Raw genomic sequence first — 17,495 nt, forward strand, 5'->3', positions numbered from 1 at the left:
GCAGGCCCTCCACGCGCATGCTCACTCCGACATCGTTGATGTATGACATTTTCGTCTTTCGTCTCCCGCCTTATTCGAACGTCTAACCTCCTGCGGGCCGGTCACGACGACCATTCGCTCCGACGCGCGGCCGATCGGGGCGAGCTCACGCGGATCGTGCCGGGGGTTTTTCTTCCCTCGAGCACCTGGTCCGGCCTCGACCTCAGAGTCCAGCATCTGCTCCGAGCCGAGGCCATCCGGCCAAGCGTGAGCGACAGCAGCGCCTTCTCACATCTCACGGCCGCGGCCTTTCATGGTTGGGCGTCACTCCAGCCGTGGCCCGATAGGCCGGCGGTGACCGATCCCGTCGTAGCTCGATCTCGCAAAGGGGCGACGCGGTTGGTGCACGCGTCTCCTTTGGCATCGAGCGACACGGAATGGCGCTACGGCTACCGCGTGACGGAGCCCGGTCGAACGGCGCTCGACTTGGCCACGAACCTTCCGTTTGCAGAAGCCGTCGTCTCACTCGACAGCGCTCTCCGCGATCCTCAGGAGCACGGTCCTGTGGTTCCCGGCAGCGATGAAGCCGATAAAACCGTTCTGACTCTCGATCAGCTCGATGAGGCATCTCGTCGACGAGGCGCGATTCGAGCCCACCGCCGATTCGGAACTGTTCGATCGTTCGTGGATGGGCGGTCGGGGTCGCCAGGAGAATCGCTGAGTCGAGTGGTTCTCAACGAGCGTGGATGGCCGCCACCTGTGCTGCAGCAGCCTTTCGTCGATAGGTGGGGCCTGATCGGGTACGCCGATTTTTGGTGGCCGCAATTCGGCGTGATCGGCGAATTCGACGGCTATGTCAAGTACTCACAGGGGAACTACCTCAAAGGGGCGGCCCCTGCCGACGCTGTCGTTGCTGAAAAGCGGCGAGAAGATCGACTTCGGGCGCTCCCCGAGGTTCGTACCGTCGTGCGCTGGATGTGGAGTGACGTCACCCGTGCTGAACGCCTCGATGGGTTGCTCGCGGCCGCAGGCGTGCGGAATTCAAGGTGATGTGACGCGTTTCGGCCAAACCGACGCGGCGAGCCAGGCCAGATTGGCCGAAGCGCGTCAGGTTGCACGCGCGGGGCGGACCGGGTGCATCGCCCACAGCGCCGTAACGCCGACGAAACGTCCCATACAATTTCAAGGCCAGTACCCCCGACCCCCAGGAGCCCTTCCGTGAGCTTGATCGTGCAGAAATTCGGCGGATCGTCCGTTGCCGACGCCGAGAGCATCAAGCGGGTCGCGAAGCGCATCGTCGAGACGCGCAAGGCGGGCAACGAGGTCGTCGTCGCGGTGAGCGCAATGGGCGACACCACCGACGAGCTGCTCGATCTGGCCAACGAGGTCACCCCGATCCCGGCCGGTCGCGAGCTCGACATGCTCCTGACCGCGGGGGAGCGCATCAGCATGGCCCTGCTTGCCATGGCGATCCGCGGTTTGGGTGTCGAGGCCCGCTCCTACACGGGCAGCCAGGCCGGAATGATCACCGACGCCCAGCACGGCAAGGCCCGCATCGTCGACGTCACTCCCGGCCGCATCCGCGAAGCGCTCGACCAGGGTGCGATCGCCATCGTCGCCGGCTTCCAGGGCTTCAACCGGACGACGGGCGACATCACGACTCTCGGCCGAGGCGGATCCGACACCACGGCCGTCGCGCTCGCGGCAGCCCTCGACGCCGACGTCTGCGAGATCTACACCGACGTCGACGGAATCTTCACCGCCGACCCCCGCGTCGTGCCGAAGGCCCGCAAACTCGACCGGATCACCAGCGAAGAGATGCTCGAGCTGGCCGCTGCCGGGTCGAAGGTCCTCTACATCCGCGCGGTCGAGTACGCCCGGCGCCACGGCGTCACCCTGCACGTCCGCTCGTCGTTCAACAACAACGAGGGCACACTAGTCGTCAACCCGAAAGAGGGAGAGAACGTGGAAGAGCCGATCATCGCCGGCGTGGCCGGAGACCTCAGCGAGGGCAAGATCACGGTCGTCGGCGTGCCCGACAAGCCCGGCAAGGCGGCCGAGATCTTCCGCACCGTCGCCAAGACGGGCGCGAACATCGACATGATCGTGCAGAACGTCTCCGCTGCGGCGACGAGCCTCACCGACATCTCGTTCACCCTGCCGAAGTCAGACGGAACGACCGTCATGCAGGCTCTCGAATCCGAGCGCGAGGCGATCCAGTTCCAGAGCCTCCTGTACGACGACCAGATCGGCAAGCTCGCCCTGGTCGGGGCCGGCATGCGCACCAACGCCGGGGTCAGCGCAAAGCTCTTCACCGCTCTTTACGAGTCGGGCATCAACATCGAGATGATCTCGACCAGCGAGATCCGCATCTCGGTCGTCACGCGGGCTGACACCCTCAACGACGCCCTGCGAGTCGTCCACGCCGCTTTCGGCCTCGACAGCGACGAGATCGCAGTCGTGCACGGCGGCACCGGCCGCTGACGCGCCGGGAAGAAACAAGGATCCCACGGGGTTCAGCGAGCAGACACCTCGCTACACGACACCCAACGACACCCCGCTCTACGACACGAAAGAGACGAACCCATGGCTGAAGGACTCCGCGTAGGCGTTGTCGGCGCAACCGGCCAAGTGGGCGCCGTGATGCGCCGCCTGCTCGAGGAGCGCGAGTTCCCGATCGCCGAGATCCGTTTCTTCGCGACGTCGCGCTCGGCCGGCACGACGTTGCCGTTCCGCGGCGAAGAGGTCGTCGTCGAAGACATCGAGTCAGCCGATCCCACGGGCCTCGACATCGCTCTGTTCTCGGCCGGGGCGACGGGGTCGAAGAAGCACGGGCCGCGGTTCGCCGACGCCGGAGCGCTCGTGATCGACAATTCGAGCGCGTGGCGCATGGATCCTGATGTTCCCCTGGTCGTGAGCGAGGTCAATCCGCACGCGATCGACGAGGCCGTCAAGGGCATCGTCGCCAACCCGAACTGCACGACCATGGCGGCCATGCCGGTGCTCAAGGTGCTCGACGCCGAAGCGGGCCTCGAACGCCTGACAGTCAGCACCTATCAGGCGGTCTCCGGGTCGGGGCTCGCCGGAGCCGAAGAGTTGCTGTCACAGGTGACCGCGGCTGTCGCGCAAGACACGATCGGCCTCGTGCAAGACGGTTCGGCAGTGAACTTCCCCGAGCCGGTCAAGTACGTCGCACCGATCGCGTTCGACGTGATCCCGTTCGCCGGCAACCTCGTCGACGACGGTCTGAACGAGACCGACGAAGAGAAGAAGCTTCGCAACGAGAGCCGCAAGATCCTCGAGCTTCCCGACCTACGCGTCAGCGGCACCTGCGTGCGCGTTCCGGTTTTCACCGGCCACTCGCTGTCGATCAACGTCGAGTTCGCTCGCGACATCACGCCCGAGCGGGCCACCGAGATTCTCTCGTCCGCGTCGGGTGTCGTTCTCACCGATGTGCCGACGCCGCTCCAGGCTGCGGGGCAAGATCCGAGTTTCGTCGGGCGCATCCGCCACGACGAGGGGGCGCCGGGCAACCGCGGCCTGGCCCTGTTCATCTCGAACGACAACCTGCGCAAGGGCGCTGCCTTGAACGCCGTGCAGATCGCCGAGATCGTGGCTGAGAGGCGTGCGAGCGCGACGGCTTAGAATCGGCATCGTGACTGTTGCAACGGAGCCCATCGACGTCGCCCTCATCGGCGGCGGAATCATGTCTGCGACCCTGGGGGCGCTGCTGAAGCAGCTCCAGCCCGACTGGTCGATCGAGATCTACGAGGCGCTGAACGACGTCGCGCAGGAGAGCAGCAACCCGTGGAACAACGCGGGCACCGGCCACTCCGCTCTGTGCGAGCTGAACTACACCCCTCAGAAGGCCGACGGCTCGATCGAGATCTCGAGTGCCGTCAAGGTCAACGAGCAGTTTCAGGTCTCGCGCCAGTTCTGGTCGTTCCTGATCGGCGAGGGTGCGCTGCCCGAGCCGGATCACTTCATCAACGAGACGCCGCACATGAGCTTCGTCTGGGGCGCAGCCAACGTCGAGTACCTCCGCAAACGGCACGAGGCTCTCGACGGACACCCGCTCTTCACGGGCATGGAGTTCAGCGACGACCCCGAGACGATCGCCAAGTGGGCGCCGTCGCTGATTCCCGGCCGCGCCGCGGGGCAGCCGATCGCCGCGACGCACATTCTCGCGGGCACCGACGTCGACTTCGGCTCACTTACGCGTGAGCTGCTCGACTACCTCACGAGCAACGGCGCCGGGCTGTCGCTCGGGCACCGGGTCACGAACCTGACCAAGAATCGCGACAGCACCTGGACCATCGCCCTCAACCGCGGTGCGACCAACGAGCCCATTGAGGTTCGTGCGCGGTTCGTGTTCGTGGGTGCCGGTGGCGGCGCTCTCGGGCTTCTGCAGAAGTCGGGCATCCGCGAGATTCGAGGGTTCGGCGGTTTTCCGGTGTCGGGCGAGTTCCTTCGTACCGACAACCCCGAGGTCGTGGCGACCCACCAGGCAAAGGTGTACGGCAAGGCGTCGGTCGGCGCCCCGCCCATGTCGGTGCCCCACCTCGATACACGCGTCGTCGACGGCGAGGCGAGCCTCATGTTCGGGCCCTACGCGGGCTTCAGCCCGAAGTTCCTTAAGAGCGGCTCGTATCTTGACCTGTTCAAGTCGATCCGTCTGCACAACCTCTACCCGATGATCCGGGTCGGCCTTGCGAACTTCGACCTCATCAAGTACCTCGTGAGCCAGCTCGCCGCCTCCAAGCGAACCAAGTTCGAGGCCCTTCTCGAGTTCATGCCGAACGCCGACCCGAAAGACTGGTACCGCATCACCGCCGGTCAGCGCGTCCAGGTCATCAAGAAAGACGCCAAAAAGGGCGGGGTATTGCAGTTCGGAACCGAGGTCGTCGCGGCGGCCGACGGCTCGATCGCGGGCCTCCTCGGTGCGTCGCCGGGTGCCTCTACCGCCGTCCCGATCATGCTCGACGTGCTCGAGCGCTGCTTCCCGGCGAAGAAAGACGAGTGGGCTCCTAAGCTCAAGCGCATGATCCCGACGGTCGGCGAGCTGCTTGCAGTCGACGAGCAGAAGGCGGCGGCGACCATGCAGGCCACGGCGGAAACCCTCAGGATCCACGCCTAAGCCCGATCACCCCCGACGCCGGGGTCCCTTCGGCGTAGGCGAAAGCCTCGGACTCCGGCCTGTCTGGCGAGGTTGGGTCGCGCGCGTGCGGCCAGGTTGGGTCGTGCGCGCCGGGCCAGGTTGGGTCGCGCGCGCCGGGGGCCACTCCCTCGTAGAGACGTTTTGCGCGCGGTCAAATTCGACGCGAATCAAAATGCAGGCACGCTTCGAAATCCGTCAAATTTGACGCCGCGCAAAACGCCGTCAGCAAGGTGCCGCCTCCCGGAGCGAGATTTTGGCCCAGATGTCGAGCGACTGTGCCTCTGACGGGCCCGTGCGGGCACCCCTGGACCGCGTTCGGGGCACAAATCCCGGGGAGGCGACGGTCACTTTCGCCTCTGTCCCCTGAAACCGGGGTACACAGAGAGGCGCCGGGTTTGCCATACTTCGAGTAGCCCCCGGCACCCCTCGGCGGCTGCGATGCCTTGAGAGAAGGAGGATGCGTGCTGCTCGGCCTCCCGACCCACCTCGCTCCTCAAAGCTCGGCACGGGCCATCGCACGAGCCTGTCACGCGATCGCGACGGTCCTTCTCGTAGCTGCCACGGTCCTGCTCATCACGCTCCAATTCGCGCGTCCGGCCCTGATCCTCTGGCCCGCTCTCATTGCGCTGGTGCCGATGCTCCTGCTGCTCGTTCTGGTCGAGCGGGTCCGGTCGACCCTCACGACCGTGGCGTACCTCATCGTCGGGGGTGCCTCGGTCTACGTCTATGCCATCACCGTCCTCTCGCAGATCGCCAGCGTCGACTCCTCCGACGCGTTCACGGTCTCGCTCCCCAAGCTCGCGCTCATTCTGGTCGGAGGATCAGGACTCTTCGCTCGCCGCGGCCCGCTCTGGGCCACGGTCGGTCTCGTGCTCGGGGAGGTGGCGACGCAGGTCGCGTCGTTCCAGACGGGGTCTGCTCACCGGGTCGATGTGGCGGCGCTGCTGTGCTTCCTCTTGATCGTTGCCACGATGGGCGGATCCTTGGTCGCTCGCGAACGGGCCTCGCGCCTTCAGCCGAACCTCCACCGGGCCGCCCGCGAAGAGCAGGTGTCGGTCATGCGGTTCGAGATCGAGCAGCAGGCCTCCGCGCTTGTTCACGACACCGTCCTCAGCCATCTCGCGGCGCTGTCGCTGAGCGAGCCCGGGCGACTCGACCCTGAGCTTCGCGGGGCGATGGAGCGCGACCTGCAGGTGCTCATCGGGCAGGAGTGGCTGGAGCAGGCTGACTCCCGAGACAGCACGTTCGACGAGTGGGAGACCTCACCGCTGGGGGCGGCCGTCGTCCGTGCCGAAGACCAGGGCCTCGACGTGACGGTGACGGGCGACGTCGCCGCTCTGACGAGGCTCACCGCCGAGCGGGCGAAGGCGCTCGCCCTGGCCGTGACCCAGTGTTTCGCGAATGTACTCCGGCACTCCGGCACGACCGAGGCGGAGCTGGTGATTCTCGGCGCCGGCCCCGACGTGTCGATCATGGTGATCGATAACGGCGTGGGCTTCACCGAGAGCGAGACCCCGCGAGACCGTCTCGGCGTGCGCAACTCCGTCAGGGCCCGCATCGAGCGCGTCGGCGGCACCGTGCAGATCTGGTCGTCACCCGGCAGCGGTACCTCGGTCATGATCGGACTGCCGGCCGACGCGCAGCAGGCCGACGCGCAGCAGGCCGACACGCAGCCGGCCGACACGCAGCAGACCGACGCGGAAGACGCCGCGTGAGCGCCCGAGAAGACACCGCCCAGCAGATCGATCCGCTCGGCGCTCTGAAGCTGCGACCCATTCCGCTCGGTCTCGCGTTCTTCGCCGGCGCCCTCGCCCTGTGGCGAACGCTGTTCCTGAGTGATGCGAACGTCGACCACGCTCTCACCGTGCTCGCACTCGTGTTCCTCGCCGGGGCGATCGTCATCGTCGCAGTCGGCTCGAGCAGCATGCGCGCCCCGTTGCGGCGGTCGCACTTCATCGCGCTCGTCGTTCTCGCCATCGGTGCGATGGTCGCCGAAGCGCTCGCGTCAGCGGGTTCTGACGGGTTGATCCGCGACGACTGGGGACCGACGGCCGTCGGGCTCCTGCTGCTTTCGTGCGCACCCTATCGACCGGCGCGCGACCTCGTCGTGGCGACCAGTGTCGGATCCTTGGTCGCTGCCGTTGTCGTCGCATTCGAGGTGCCGTACTTCGAGACTCCCGCGCCCCTGCTGGCCTACCTCGCCATCGGGGTCACACCGCTCTCGGCGCTGGGAGTGGGGGCGGCCGCCTACTCGTCGTCGTTCGTGTTCCAGGTGCGAGCGTGGATGGCCCGTGCCACCACGCTGAACGACGAGGATGCCTCGTCGCTCCGCCCCGGGATCGCCCGCTCGGTGCAGCAGGATCGCGTGACCGGACTGAACCGCGACGTCGTGCCGTTCTTCTCGCAGCTCGTCGAGAGCGGAGAGATCACCGCCGACGACAGCCGTCGCGCGGGCGAGGTCGCCACTGTGATTCGGCGTCGCATCGTCGACGACGCCGACCGCTCCTGGCTCGAGCAGGCCATGCTCGACGGCAGCCCGCGGGGCGAGGTGGGCACAGTGCTCGACCGGTCGCAGCTGGCAGTCCACATGACCGGCGATCAGCGCACGGCGATCCGTGCCATCGTGAGTGCGCTCGCCGTCGACGCCACCACCCGCACCTCCAGTCTGAGCGTCGTGCTTCACGACGACGACCCGGTTGTCCGGGCACTTCTCCGCATCGAGAGCACTTCGCCCGACGTTGCCATCCGGCAGCGCTACGCCCCCTATTTCGCCGTCCTCCGCATCCTTTTCGCCGACCTCCACGTCGACGTGAACGGATCCCTCCTGACACTAAGGTTTTCTTATGCCCAGCACTGATTCGAACGGTAGCAACACTCTCCGGTCGGCTTCGGCGCGGCCCGTCCCGGTCGCTTCCTGGAACTCCCTCACGCCCGATGCGCCGTCTCAGCGTCGCGTCCGTCTGGCGATCCTCGACGACCACGAAGTCCTCCTCGACAGTCTGTCGAGCTGGATCAACGTGAACGCGTACGACTTCGACCTCGTGCTCACCGCTCACACTTGGCTGCAGCTCGTGCACAGCGACAACTTCCCGACCGACCTGGTGTTCCTCGACTTCCAGCTCAAAGAGCCGGTGTCGATCGAGGCGCGCGTCCGCACCTGCCGCGCCGCCGGTGCCAAGGTCGTCGTGCTCTCGAGCCTCGACACGCGGGAGTCGCGCGAGCGGGCCCTTGACGCCGGCGCCTCGGCCTTCCTCTCGAAGGCCCTGCCCATGCGCGAGGTGATGGATGCCGCTCGCCAGGTGATGGGTGTGGCCCGCGACAGTGCTCCTCAGCGTGACTGGCGCCCGCTGCCCGTCGGTGCGGCCAACCAGAGCCGCCCCAAGCTCAGCGCGGGCGAGGCCGAGGCCTTCCGCCTCTACGTCTCAGGCTTCTCGACCAACGAGGTCGCGCAGCAGATGAACGTGCAGTACGAGACCGCCAAGACGTACCTGCGTCGCGTGCGCGAGAAGTACGCGAAGGCGAACCGTCCGGCCTCGAAGAAGGCCGAGCTGATCCGCCGCGCGGCCGAAGACGGCTACCTGCAGTAGGGCGCTGTAACCTCTCGGGGTGGCGAAACTCTACTTCCGGTACGGCGCGATGAACTCCGGCAAGAGCACGTCGCTGCTCCAGGCCGCCTACAACTACGAAGAGCGCCACCAGCGGGTGCTCCTCGCGAAGCCCGACACCGACACCAAGGGCGACGACCAGATCGTCTCCCGGCTCGGCGTAACCCGCACGACCGACTTCCTGGTGCGCCCGGGCGACGACCTCGCCGAGACGTTCGCGGCCGCCCGTCGGGCCGTGGTCGCCGAGACCGACACCGAAGGATCCAGCCGCGACGTCGCCTGCCTCCTCGTCGACGAGGCTCAGTTCCTCTCTGCGCCCCAGGTCGATGCTCTGCTGCGGATCGCCGTCCGCGACGACATTCCCGTACTGGCCTACGGCATCCGCACCGACTTCCGCACGCACGCATTCGAGGGGGCTGCGCGATTGTTCGAGGTGGCCCACTCGCTCGAAGAGCTCAAGACGATCTGCCGGTGCGGCCGCAAGGCGATCTTCAACGCGCGTCTGTTCGACGGCCGCTACGTGTTCGACGGCGAGCAGGTCGCGATCGACGGCGAGAAGGTCACCTACGAGGCGCTGTGCGGGGCCTGCTACCTCGACGAGTCGGGCGGCGCGCTGGCCTAGGTGGCACCGGTCTAGCTGACCTGGATCTCGGCGTGCCCGGCGGAGTCCACGATCGTCACGTGCGCCGTCGTCGCAGTTCCACCCGCGACGACTACTCGGCAGCTGAACGACACGCTCACGGCAAGAGCCTCGGAGGCGGGGCACGCCACCCGGGCCGGTTCTGACTTCAGGGCCGAAGCGTAGGCGGCGGCGATCGACGACTGGGCCTGCGCCCGCGAGTAGACGAGTGCTCCGTCGGGCTGTGGGATTCCGATCACGGGCGCCCGGTCAGGGGCCGAGGATCCGGCAGCTCCCGCGGGGCTCACCGCTACGGGCCCGTAACCGCCGGCCACGGCCAGCGCCGTCTCCGTCGTCTGGCCGAGCAGGGACACCACACAGAGCACGAGCCCCGCGACGGCGCGCGCACGTCCGATCGGCACGAGCCCTCGGGCCTCCCACCCGTTCGCGCGGACGATGCCGACGATGCTGCAGATGAGGCCGACGACGGTCCAGAGCGACCAGACGGTGTAGAGCCGGCCGGTCACGACCGTGGCGCCGACCACGCCGATCAGGATGAGGGTGCTAAGGATTCCGAGCGCGAACCCGTTTCGCGCAGGGCGGTTGGTCGCCCGCACGAGCGGCACTCGCCGCTGCTGACGGGCGAAGGGCACCCCGGTGCCGTATACGGCGTGATCGGGCTGCTGCGGGGCGTTGGCGATCCAGGCTGCGGGCGTCGACCAGCGGGCAGTCGCCGGCGAGGCAGAGCCGTGGTGGGCGTTCTCGTGCGCCAGAGGATTCACCGGCACGTAAGTGGACTGCGTGCGATCACTCGCCGGTGGGCAGGGGGTAGCGGTCGGGGAGGTCGCTGTCACGCCGGATGCAGGTTCCCCTCCGACCGGACGTGCCTCGCGGAGGCTGCGCCGGGTCGGGAGAGCGGCTTCGCTGCAGTCGACGAACGCCTCGGAGGGGAGGCTTTCGAGCGTCTCGGTCGTCCAGTTCTCGCCACTCCACCAGCGGTACGGCGCCCGGCCCGAGGGGTCGGCGTACCAGCCCGAAACGGGCGCCCTGGTGGTGGTGTCGGTCACGCGATTCTCCCCTGATAAGTCGCGATCACAGCCTAGGCAGGGCGTCACAGTCGGGGGAGCCCCCAAGCGGGTCACGCGGCTACTTCGTGACGGTCAGGGTGCCGGCCGAGGCCTTGCTCGACGCCGTCGAGGTCGACCCAATGAAGCTCGTCGTGATCGCGTACTTCTTCGCCGTGGTGAACTTGGGCAGCGACAGCGTCACGCGACCCTTCTTCGCGCTCGTCAGGGAGTAGCGCTTGACGACCTTGCCGTTGGCCGACACGGTCACGGTTCCCGTCGGTGCTGTAACACCCGGGGCGCTGACGGCGACGGCCACCTGGGGCGTGCCACTGCGGGCGATCTTCGTGTGCGACAGCGAGGAGCTCGTCGTCGACTTCGCTTTCGTCACTGCGACCTTGACGGTCGACGATGTCGACGCCGCGAAGGCCTCCGACGTCGGCGCATACGTTGCCTTGAGCGCGTACGAGCCGGCAGCGAGTGTCTTCGGCAGTGTGTACGCGACGGCGCCATTCTTCGGAACAGCGCCCTTTGAGACGGTGGTTCCGCCGCGCTTGAGGGTCAGCGTGCCGTTAGGAATGCCCCCCTCGCGATCCGAGACCCTCGCGGTCGCGGTGATACGGGTCGACGAGCCGTAGGTCTGCGTGGCTCGGTTGACCTTCAGGGTCGTGGTGGTCGCCGCGGTGGCGGGCTTCTTGGCCGAGAAGGTCGGGGCCGTCCCAAGACGGACCGACACGACCGCCCCGGACGACGGGTTGAGCGAGGTGACCTTGAGCGAGAAGCCGCTGCCGTAGTCGGTGAAGCTCTCGCCCTTGTCGAGGTGGGTGTCGCGGCGCGTGGGGTCGTTCTTCGAGTCGAGCCCAGCGGCGAGCACGACGGTGGCGGGGTAGGTGCGCGAGTCGTTCGAGTTGGGGAGGGTGCGCAGGATCCTGACGCTGCCGCTCGTGGCGCTACTTCCGAGCGCGCACAGCGTGAACCCGCCCGTGATCGACTCGCAGTTCTGTCGGTAGCCCGCGAACTCGGCATTCGACGCGTCGGCTCCGGACTTGATGCGGTACTCCACGTAGTAGACGGCCTTGCTGACCGGGTCGACGATGCGGAGCGAGCGGCCCGAGGCGCTACCGGAGAGCGGCTTGATGGTGAAGCTCCTGGTGCCGACCGCGCTGTCGTCGGTCACATCGCTGATGTAGCCGGCGAGGGAGCGCTGCAGGCTCGAAAGCCCGGGCCTGGCACCGTTCAAGGAGTAGCCCATGATGTCGGCGTAGTCGCCGTACTCGCGGACGGGGCACTGGACGCTCGTGGTCGTATTCGCGGGTACGAGGGAGAAGTCGTCGTCGGTTCCGTCGAAGACCTTGGCGCTGCGGCAGAAACCGGCGTTGGCGTGCTGGAAACCGAGGTTGTGGCCGAACTCGTGCAGCAGGATCGGGACGGCCAACGACTGCTCCGTGCCGTAACCGCTGAAGATCAGACCGCCGTTGCCGCCCAGGGTGCCGAAGGCCACGGTGCCGCAGGCCTCGCGGCTGAGCACGAGGAGGTGGCGGTGCGTGTTGATCCAGGAGAAGTTCGCGAACGAGCCGCCGAACGCCTTGGCTGAGACGCCGTTGAGGGTGGTGTTGGCGTCACAGGTCTTCTGGGCGAGCGAGTCGTTCTCGATTCCGGCGAGCTGGATGTCGACGGTGTGCGACGACTGCTCCCACCAGTAGTCGTGGAGCGACGAGACGGCGGCCTTGATCGAGGCGTCGTCGAGCTTGAGGCTTGACGAGTCGTCGGCCGTTGTGGCGGTTGCGGCAGCGCGGCTGACGTAAATCTTCTCGACACTGACCGTGGACGCTGCCTGAGCTGACTGGGACTGGGCCGACTCGGACTGCGCTGACTCGGACTGCGTGGATTCCGACTGCGTGGTCGCGCCGGTGCTTCGTCGGGAGGAGGGGGTGGAGGCGGTGGGCGGCACGGCGATTATGTCGCCGGAGAGGTCGGCCGTGGTCGGAGCGGCGGCGGCCGTCTGTGGCTGGGGGACCTCAGCGGCGGTGGCCGCGGTGGGTCCGGTTGTTAGCACGCTCGCGAGTATCGCGGCGGCGGTCAGGGTGGTCAGGGCAGCGCGAAGCGCTGCCGGCCGGGGTTTCATCACTGGGGATCCTCGTGGTCATCGGGGTCTTTCCCCACAACGATCAAAACAGAGAACGCTCGTTCTCACGAGTCCCCGTAGTGGGCACGTGCTGCTGCTTCTCGTGTCGTGGCTCCGAATTTGAAGGAGATCCGGCGCTTCGCAACCCAAAACATCAGGATCCGACGGGGTCGCCCCCACGTTTCTCCTTCGAATTCGGCAGCGCACCGGGCCAGAGAACTCAAAGCAAAAGTGGCCAGCCCCGAAGGGGCTAGCCATTTCGCGCCGCCCGAAGGGCGGGCCCATAAGCACAACGAAAAATGGCCACTCCCGAAGGGAGTAGCCATTTTGCGCCGCCCGAAGGGCGGGCCAGAGAGCACAAAGCAAAAGTGGCCAGCCCCGTAGGGGCTAGCCACTTTTGATCGTCGGGGTAGCGGGATTCGAACCCACGACCTCCTCGTCCCGAACGAGGCGCGCTACCAAGCTGCGCCACACCCCGAGGTGTGATGCCGCCACCAGGGGCCTAAACCCGCGGTTGCGACTCCACTACATTAGCCCATGTTCGAGGCGGTCAGTGTCACGAGCACGGCCTCGGGGCGGCAGGCGAACCGGAACGGCGCGTAGATCGAAGTGCCGAGCCCGGCCGAGACTTCGAGGTGCGCGCTCTTGAAGGCGTGCGTCCACGTGCTGAGGCCGGAGACCTGCTTGCGGGGGATGTCGCAGTTGGTGACGAGGGCGCCGTAGCCGGGTACGCAAACTTGGCCCCCGTGGGTGTGTCCGCCGAAGATGAGCTGTGCGCCATTGGTGACGAACGAGTTCAGCACCTGCTGGTAGGGGGCATGGGTGAGCGCGATGCTGACCGATTCGGGGCCGTCTTCGTCTTGCCAGCCGACGTTCTCGCGAAGCTCGTCGAGTGCTCCGGGGATCTTGTCGAGGCGAGCCCACTGCCGGTGGGCGTCGTTGACCCCGAAGAGTTCGAGGCGGGATCCTCGGATTTCGAGCGCGCGCGCGGTGTTGTTGAGGTCGAGCCAGCCGAGCGACTCGAAGAACGAGGTGAGCCGGGCATTGTCGAGATCGTCGGGGGCGCGGTGTGCCTTGCTCGGGCCGCTGAAGTAGGTGAAGGGGCTCTTAAACCGGGGCGCGACGTAGTCGTTCGAGCCGTGGACGAAGACACCCGGGATGCCGCGGAACGGCTCGAGGGTGTATTCGATGGCGTCGTACGCGTCGTCGTGCCCCAGGTTGTCTCCGGTGTTCACGACGAGGTCGGGCTCGAGCACGGCGAGAGAGCGGATCCACTCCTGTTTCGCCGTCTGCCACGGAGCCAGATGGATGTCGGAGAGGTGGAGGATCGTGAGCGGCCGGGATCCTGCGGGAAGGATCGCCAGGTGCTCGCGACGCACGGTGAAGCGGTTGCGTTCAACGAGCGCACCGTAGGCGAAGGCGCCGGCCGAGGCGACCGCCGCCGCCGTCGACGCGGCCAGGGCTACGTCGGCGGCGCGGCGGGACGTCACGAGCAGTCCCCGGGGTCGCGACCGTCTTTGCCGCCATTCACGGTCAGGGTGATGGTCGTGTCTTTGGACGCGGAGGTTCCGTCACCCGGGTCGGATGAGATGACGTCGCACTTCTGGTCGTCGTCGCCCCGCGCGTACTTCACCGAGACGTTGGTGAAGCCGGCGTCTTCGAGGTCGTTCGTGGCGTCTTCGTAGCTCTTGCCCGAGACCGCGGGCACCTCGGCCGACTTCGAGCCGTCGCTGGTGTACACCGTCACCGACGAGCCATCCGGGACGAGGCTGCCAGCGGCGGGGTTGGTCGCAGACACCTGGCCGGCGGGTAGATCGGACTCTTGCGACCCACCGTCGACATAGGTGAGGCCCACCCCGCTCAGGAGGTTCTTCGCCGAGTCGACGTCGGAGCCCGTCATAGTGGGCACGTTGACGCCGGTGCCCTGGACGAGATTGCCCGTGGGCGTCGGGAAGGCCGTGCCGGAGTAGACCGTGTTGTTGACCGCCTCGATCTCGCGGAAGAGGTTGGTTCGGCTCAGCGAGTAGAGCTGGCCGGAGGGTCCGGCATACTGCCTGAGGCTGTTGTGGTTTCCCGAAGTGTCGCCCATCCAGGTAACCGTGGTGAGTGCGGTGGTCGAGCCGTTGAGCCAGATCTGGTCGGCATCGTTGGTGGTACCCGTCTTGCCGAAGGTCGGCTGGGAGTCGGGCAGGGCGCCGCTCGCGGTTCCGCCGGCCTGGAAGACACCCTGGAGCGCCTGAATCGCGGTCGCGGCTACATCGGGGTCGATGGCCTGCTTGCAGCTCTTGGGCTGCCCCGCGATGGTCTTGCCGTTCGGAGCCCGCACCTTGTCGACGACGATGGACTCGCAGAAGACGCCCTTGTTAGCGATTCCGGCGTAGGCCGTCGCCATGGTCAGAGGCGCGATCTCGTTCGTGCCGAGGAACGACGAGAAGTTGTCTTGCAACGGCGTCCCGTCAGCACGGTGAACGCCGAGGCTCTGCGCCACGTTCTTGATGTCAGCGAGGTCGAGCTGCTGGGCCATGTCGGCGTACGCGACGTTGACCGAGGCCGCGGTCGCCCGGGCAACCGTCATGTAGCCGGAGATGTACCCCTCGTCGTTTTTCGGCGTGTAGCCAGCGGGGGAATCGCCCGTCACCGTTGATTGCTGCGCCCCGTCGATGGTCATCGTCGGGAACGGGCGCGGGGTGGCGTTGACGAGCTCGTTGAGGCCGTGACCCTTGTCAAGCCAGTCGATGAGGGTGAACGGCTTGTAGGTCGAACCGACCTGGAACCCCTTCGACGCGCCGTATTTCTCGTCGACCGAGTAGTTGAGATAGGTGGTGGGCCCGGTTGTCGACGCCTTGTTGTCAGTCGTCAGGTTTTTGTTCTGCGTCATCACGATGACGCGGCCCGTGCCCGGCTCGACCGAGTCGACCACACCGCCGAGCGGGAACCGGGTCTCGGTCGCCGGGGCGTACTGGTCGATCTTGCCCTTGGCGTTCGCCGTGAGGTCGAGGTTGATGGTGGTGAACACCTTGTAGCCACCGGTCTTCCAGGCGGCTTCGCGCTTTTCTTCGGTGGAGCCGAGGAAGGCGTACGACTTGATCATGTCGGGAGAAGTCACGTAGTCGCAGAACTGCTGGGCCCCGCCGGCCGTGACAGCCGCACAGCCCTGGACAGCCGGGGTGAGGTGGACGGAGGTGCCGACCTTCTTCGCGAGGCCAGCTTTGAGCACGGCGTCCGAGATGTAGCCCTGAGCGTTCATGGCCTTCAAGATCACGTTGCGGCGAGCGACGTTGTTCTTGTAGTTCTTCGGCGTCGACAGGTCGCGACTCTCGGGGTACTGCACGATCGCGATGAGGCTCGCGGCTTCGGTCGGCGAGAGGTCTTTCGCGCTCTTGTCGTAGTAGTGCTGAGCCGCTGCCTGCACACCGTAGGTGGCGTCGCCGAAGTAGGCGATGTTGAGGTAAGCCAGGAGGATCTGGTCTTTGGTGTATTTCTTCTCGAGGCCGATGGCGAACTTCATCTCTTGCAGCTTGCGCGAGACGGTCACCTCCTTGGCATCCTTGATAGCAGCGGCCTGCTTCTTCGGGTCTTTGATGTCTTGCGCCTCCGCGAGACGGATGTTGCGAACGAGCTGCATTGTCAGCGTCGAGCCACCGCCGCTGTCGCCGAGACCGCCCGCAACCGAGCCGACGCCGGCGCGCACGATGCTGGTCAGGTCGACGCCGCCGTGCTGGTAGAAACGACGGTCTTCACCGGCGACGACCGCGTGCTTGAGGTTGATCGAGACCTGATCCCAGGTGAGGTTGACCCGGTTCTGGGAGTAGACGGTCGCGAACGGCACCTGGTGGCCGTTCGACTTGCCATACAGCGTGTTGCGCTGCTGGAGCTGCCCGATCGAAATGAATTCGGGGAGGCCTTCGAAGATACCGATCGACGATGATGCGGTCACACTCGAGACGGCGAGAGCCGGGGTCACACCGATCGTGACGAGGAGACCGGCGAGGGCGCTGAATCCGACGAAGCCGAACAGGGCGCCGACCACGGAGGTAGGCCTCTTTTTTTGGGCAGACATAAGATCAGGGTAAGTGATTCATAACCGCAACTGACTGAACGGACGCCCAATATGGTCCTCTGGGAGTACTTCACCGCTCCGCTGATCGTGCACAACACGACAGCCATCCTCAACAACTTCGGCTCGGAGGGCTGGGAGCTCGTCCAGGTGCTCCAGACGCCCGAGGGCGGCCTTGTCGCCTACCTCAAGCGCCCGGTGCAGCAGGTATGACGTCGATCGACGCGCGCCTCGCCGAACTCGGCATCGAGCTCCCCGAGGTAGCGACCCCGGCCGGCTCCTACGTGCCCGCCCTCCTGGTGGGCTCGATGGTCTACACGTCCGGTCAGCTGCCGTTCGTCGAGGGCGCACTGCCCGCCACCGGCAAGGTGGGCGCGGCTGAAGGCCTTGTGTCAGCGGACGACGCCCACGCCTACGCGCGACAGGCGGCACTGAATGCTCTGGCGGCAGTGAAGTCGGTGCTCGGAGACCTCGACCGGGTCAAGCAGGTGGTGAAGGTGACCGGGTTCGTCGCGTCGGATCCTTCGTTCTCGGGTCAGCCCGGTGTGATCAACGGCGCCTCGAACGTGCTCGGCGAAATCTTCGGCGAGGCGGGCGTGCATGCGCGCAGCGCCGTGGGTGTTGCGGTATTGCCGCTCGACTCACCCGTCGAGGTGGAGATCATCCTCGAGATTGACTAGTTCTTTTTAGCGCGCCGAAGGGATGTGCGTCAGAGGCGCCCAGCTCCAGCGAGCTCTCGCCAGGCGCGTCGCGGGTCGCAGTGCCGGACGACCGAGGCTTGTCCGAGGTCCGGCACCGCGACCCGCGGAGCGCCAATAGGGTCGGCGCGTCGCGGGTCGCTGTGCCGGACGACCGAGGCTTGTCCGAGGTCCGGCACCGCGACCCGCG

Annotated in this window: 14 protein-coding genes and 1 tRNA gene; 10 read left to right on the forward strand and 5 right to left on the reverse strand. The window is 66.6% G+C overall.

Annotated features, from left to right (window positions below; genetic code table 11):
• Window positions 1-333: 333 nt before the first annotated feature.
• From EDF39_RS07940 to EDF39_RS07975, 8 genes are all read left to right on the forward strand, one after another.
• Entirely contained in the window at window positions 334-1,029 is a 696-nt protein-coding gene (locus tag EDF39_RS07940; RefSeq protein ID WP_123941913.1) for a hypothetical protein, read from the forward strand.
• A gap of 168 nt (window positions 1,030-1,197) precedes the next feature.
• Window positions 1,198-2,463 carry an aspartate kinase gene (locus EDF39_RS07945; RefSeq protein WP_055959571.1) on the forward strand — a complete coding sequence of 422 codons (1,266 nt, stop codon included), beginning with the start codon at window positions 1,198-1,200 and terminating at the stop codon, window positions 2,461-2,463.
• A gap of 102 nt (window positions 2,464-2,565) precedes the next feature.
• Entirely contained in the window at window positions 2,566-3,624 is a 1,059-nt protein-coding gene (locus EDF39_RS07950; RefSeq protein WP_123941915.1) for an aspartate-semialdehyde dehydrogenase, read from the forward strand.
• A gap of 10 nt (window positions 3,625-3,634) precedes the next feature.
• Window positions 3,635-5,116 carry a malate:quinone oxidoreductase gene (locus EDF39_RS07955; RefSeq protein WP_123941917.1) on the forward strand — a complete coding sequence of 494 codons (1,482 nt, stop codon included), beginning with the start codon at window positions 3,635-3,637 and terminating at the stop codon, window positions 5,114-5,116.
• A gap of 482 nt (window positions 5,117-5,598) precedes the next feature.
• Window positions 5,599-6,852: a sensor histidine kinase gene (locus EDF39_RS07960; RefSeq protein ID WP_123941919.1), complete on the forward strand. Its 1,254-nt coding sequence runs from the start codon at window positions 5,599-5,601 to the stop codon at window positions 6,850-6,852.
• Window positions 6,849-7,994 (forward strand): hypothetical protein, encoded by a 1,146-nt coding sequence (locus tag EDF39_RS07965; RefSeq protein WP_123941921.1) that lies wholly within the window; start codon window positions 6,849-6,851, stop codon window positions 7,992-7,994. Before EDF39_RS07960 ends, EDF39_RS07965 begins: the two co-directional genes overlap by 4 nt.
• Window positions 7,981-8,724: a response regulator gene (locus EDF39_RS07970; RefSeq protein ID WP_123941923.1), complete on the forward strand. Its 744-nt coding sequence runs from the start codon at window positions 7,981-7,983 to the stop codon at window positions 8,722-8,724. The genes EDF39_RS07965 and EDF39_RS07970 overlap by 14 nt, the downstream gene beginning before the upstream one ends.
• A gap of 19 nt (window positions 8,725-8,743) precedes the next feature.
• A complete protein-coding gene (locus EDF39_RS07975; RefSeq protein WP_123941925.1) occupies window positions 8,744-9,364 on the forward strand; it encodes a thymidine kinase in 621 nt (206 codons plus the stop codon).
• Window positions 9,365-9,375: 11 nt separating this feature from the next.
• Here the strand turns inward: EDF39_RS07975 and EDF39_RS07980 are convergent, their stop codons facing one another.
• From EDF39_RS07980 to EDF39_RS08000, 5 genes are all read right to left on the reverse strand, one after another.
• Window positions 9,376-10,428: a DUF4333 domain-containing protein gene (locus tag EDF39_RS07980; protein ID WP_158613195.1), complete on the reverse strand. Its 1,053-nt coding sequence runs from the start codon at window positions 10,426-10,428 to the stop codon at window positions 9,376-9,378.
• Between the two features lie 79 nt (window positions 10,429-10,507).
• Window positions 10,508-12,550: an Ig-like domain-containing protein gene (locus EDF39_RS07985; protein WP_123941929.1), complete on the reverse strand. Its 2,043-nt coding sequence runs from the start codon at window positions 12,548-12,550 to the stop codon at window positions 10,508-10,510.
• 404 nt (window positions 12,551-12,954) lie between these two features.
• Window positions 12,955-13,028 (reverse strand) — tRNA-Pro (locus tag EDF39_RS07990).
• Between the two features lie 52 nt (window positions 13,029-13,080).
• Window positions 13,081-14,046 (reverse strand): metallophosphoesterase, encoded by a 966-nt coding sequence (locus tag EDF39_RS07995; RefSeq protein WP_370275175.1) that lies wholly within the window; start codon window positions 14,044-14,046, stop codon window positions 13,081-13,083.
• A complete protein-coding gene (locus tag EDF39_RS08000; RefSeq protein ID WP_123941931.1) occupies window positions 14,037-16,610 on the reverse strand; it encodes a transglycosylase domain-containing protein in 2,574 nt (857 codons plus the stop codon). The genes EDF39_RS07995 and EDF39_RS08000 overlap by 10 nt, the downstream gene beginning before the upstream one ends.
• A 51-nt stretch (window positions 16,611-16,661) precedes the next feature.
• On the opposite strand from EDF39_RS08000, the gene EDF39_RS17610 reads away from it, so the two are divergent.
• Both EDF39_RS17610 and EDF39_RS08005 read left to right on the forward strand, forming a co-directional pair.
• Window positions 16,662-16,820 carry a hypothetical protein gene (locus EDF39_RS17610; RefSeq protein WP_199726160.1) on the forward strand — a complete coding sequence of 53 codons (159 nt, stop codon included), beginning with the start codon at window positions 16,662-16,664 and terminating at the stop codon, window positions 16,818-16,820.
• Window positions 16,817-17,287 carry a RidA family protein gene (locus EDF39_RS08005; protein WP_123941933.1) on the forward strand — a complete coding sequence of 157 codons (471 nt, stop codon included), beginning with the start codon at window positions 16,817-16,819 and terminating at the stop codon, window positions 17,285-17,287. Before EDF39_RS17610 ends, EDF39_RS08005 begins: the two co-directional genes overlap by 4 nt.
• The last annotated feature ends 208 nt before the right edge of the window (window positions 17,288-17,495 follow it).

Source organism: Frondihabitans sp. PhB161, from assembly GCF_003814635.1.
In the GTDB taxonomy this organism is placed as follows: domain Bacteria; phylum Actinomycetota; class Actinomycetes; order Actinomycetales; family Microbacteriaceae; genus Frondihabitans.

Excerpts from the sequence above, each read along its gene's own strand:
- EDF39_RS07970 (WP_123941923.1), top strand. The coding sequence starts at position 7,981 with ATGCCCAGCACTGATTCGAACGGTAGCAACACTCTCCGGTCGGCTTCG.
- EDF39_RS08000 (WP_123941931.1), bottom strand. The coding sequence starts at position 16,610 with ATGTCTGCCCAAAAAAAGAGGCCTACCTCCGTGGTCGGCGCCCTGTTC.
- EDF39_RS17610 (WP_199726160.1), top strand. The coding sequence starts at position 16,662 with ATGGTCCTCTGGGAGTACTTCACCGCTCCGCTGATCGTGCACAACACG.
- EDF39_RS07985 (WP_123941929.1), bottom strand. The coding sequence starts at position 12,550 with ATGAAACCCCGGCCGGCAGCGCTTCGCGCTGCCCTGACCACCCTGACC.
- EDF39_RS07950 (WP_123941915.1), top strand. The coding sequence starts at position 2,566 with ATGGCTGAAGGACTCCGCGTAGGCGTTGTCGGCGCAACCGGCCAAGTG.
- EDF39_RS08005 (WP_123941933.1), top strand. The coding sequence starts at position 16,817 with ATGACGTCGATCGACGCGCGCCTCGCCGAACTCGGCATCGAGCTCCCC.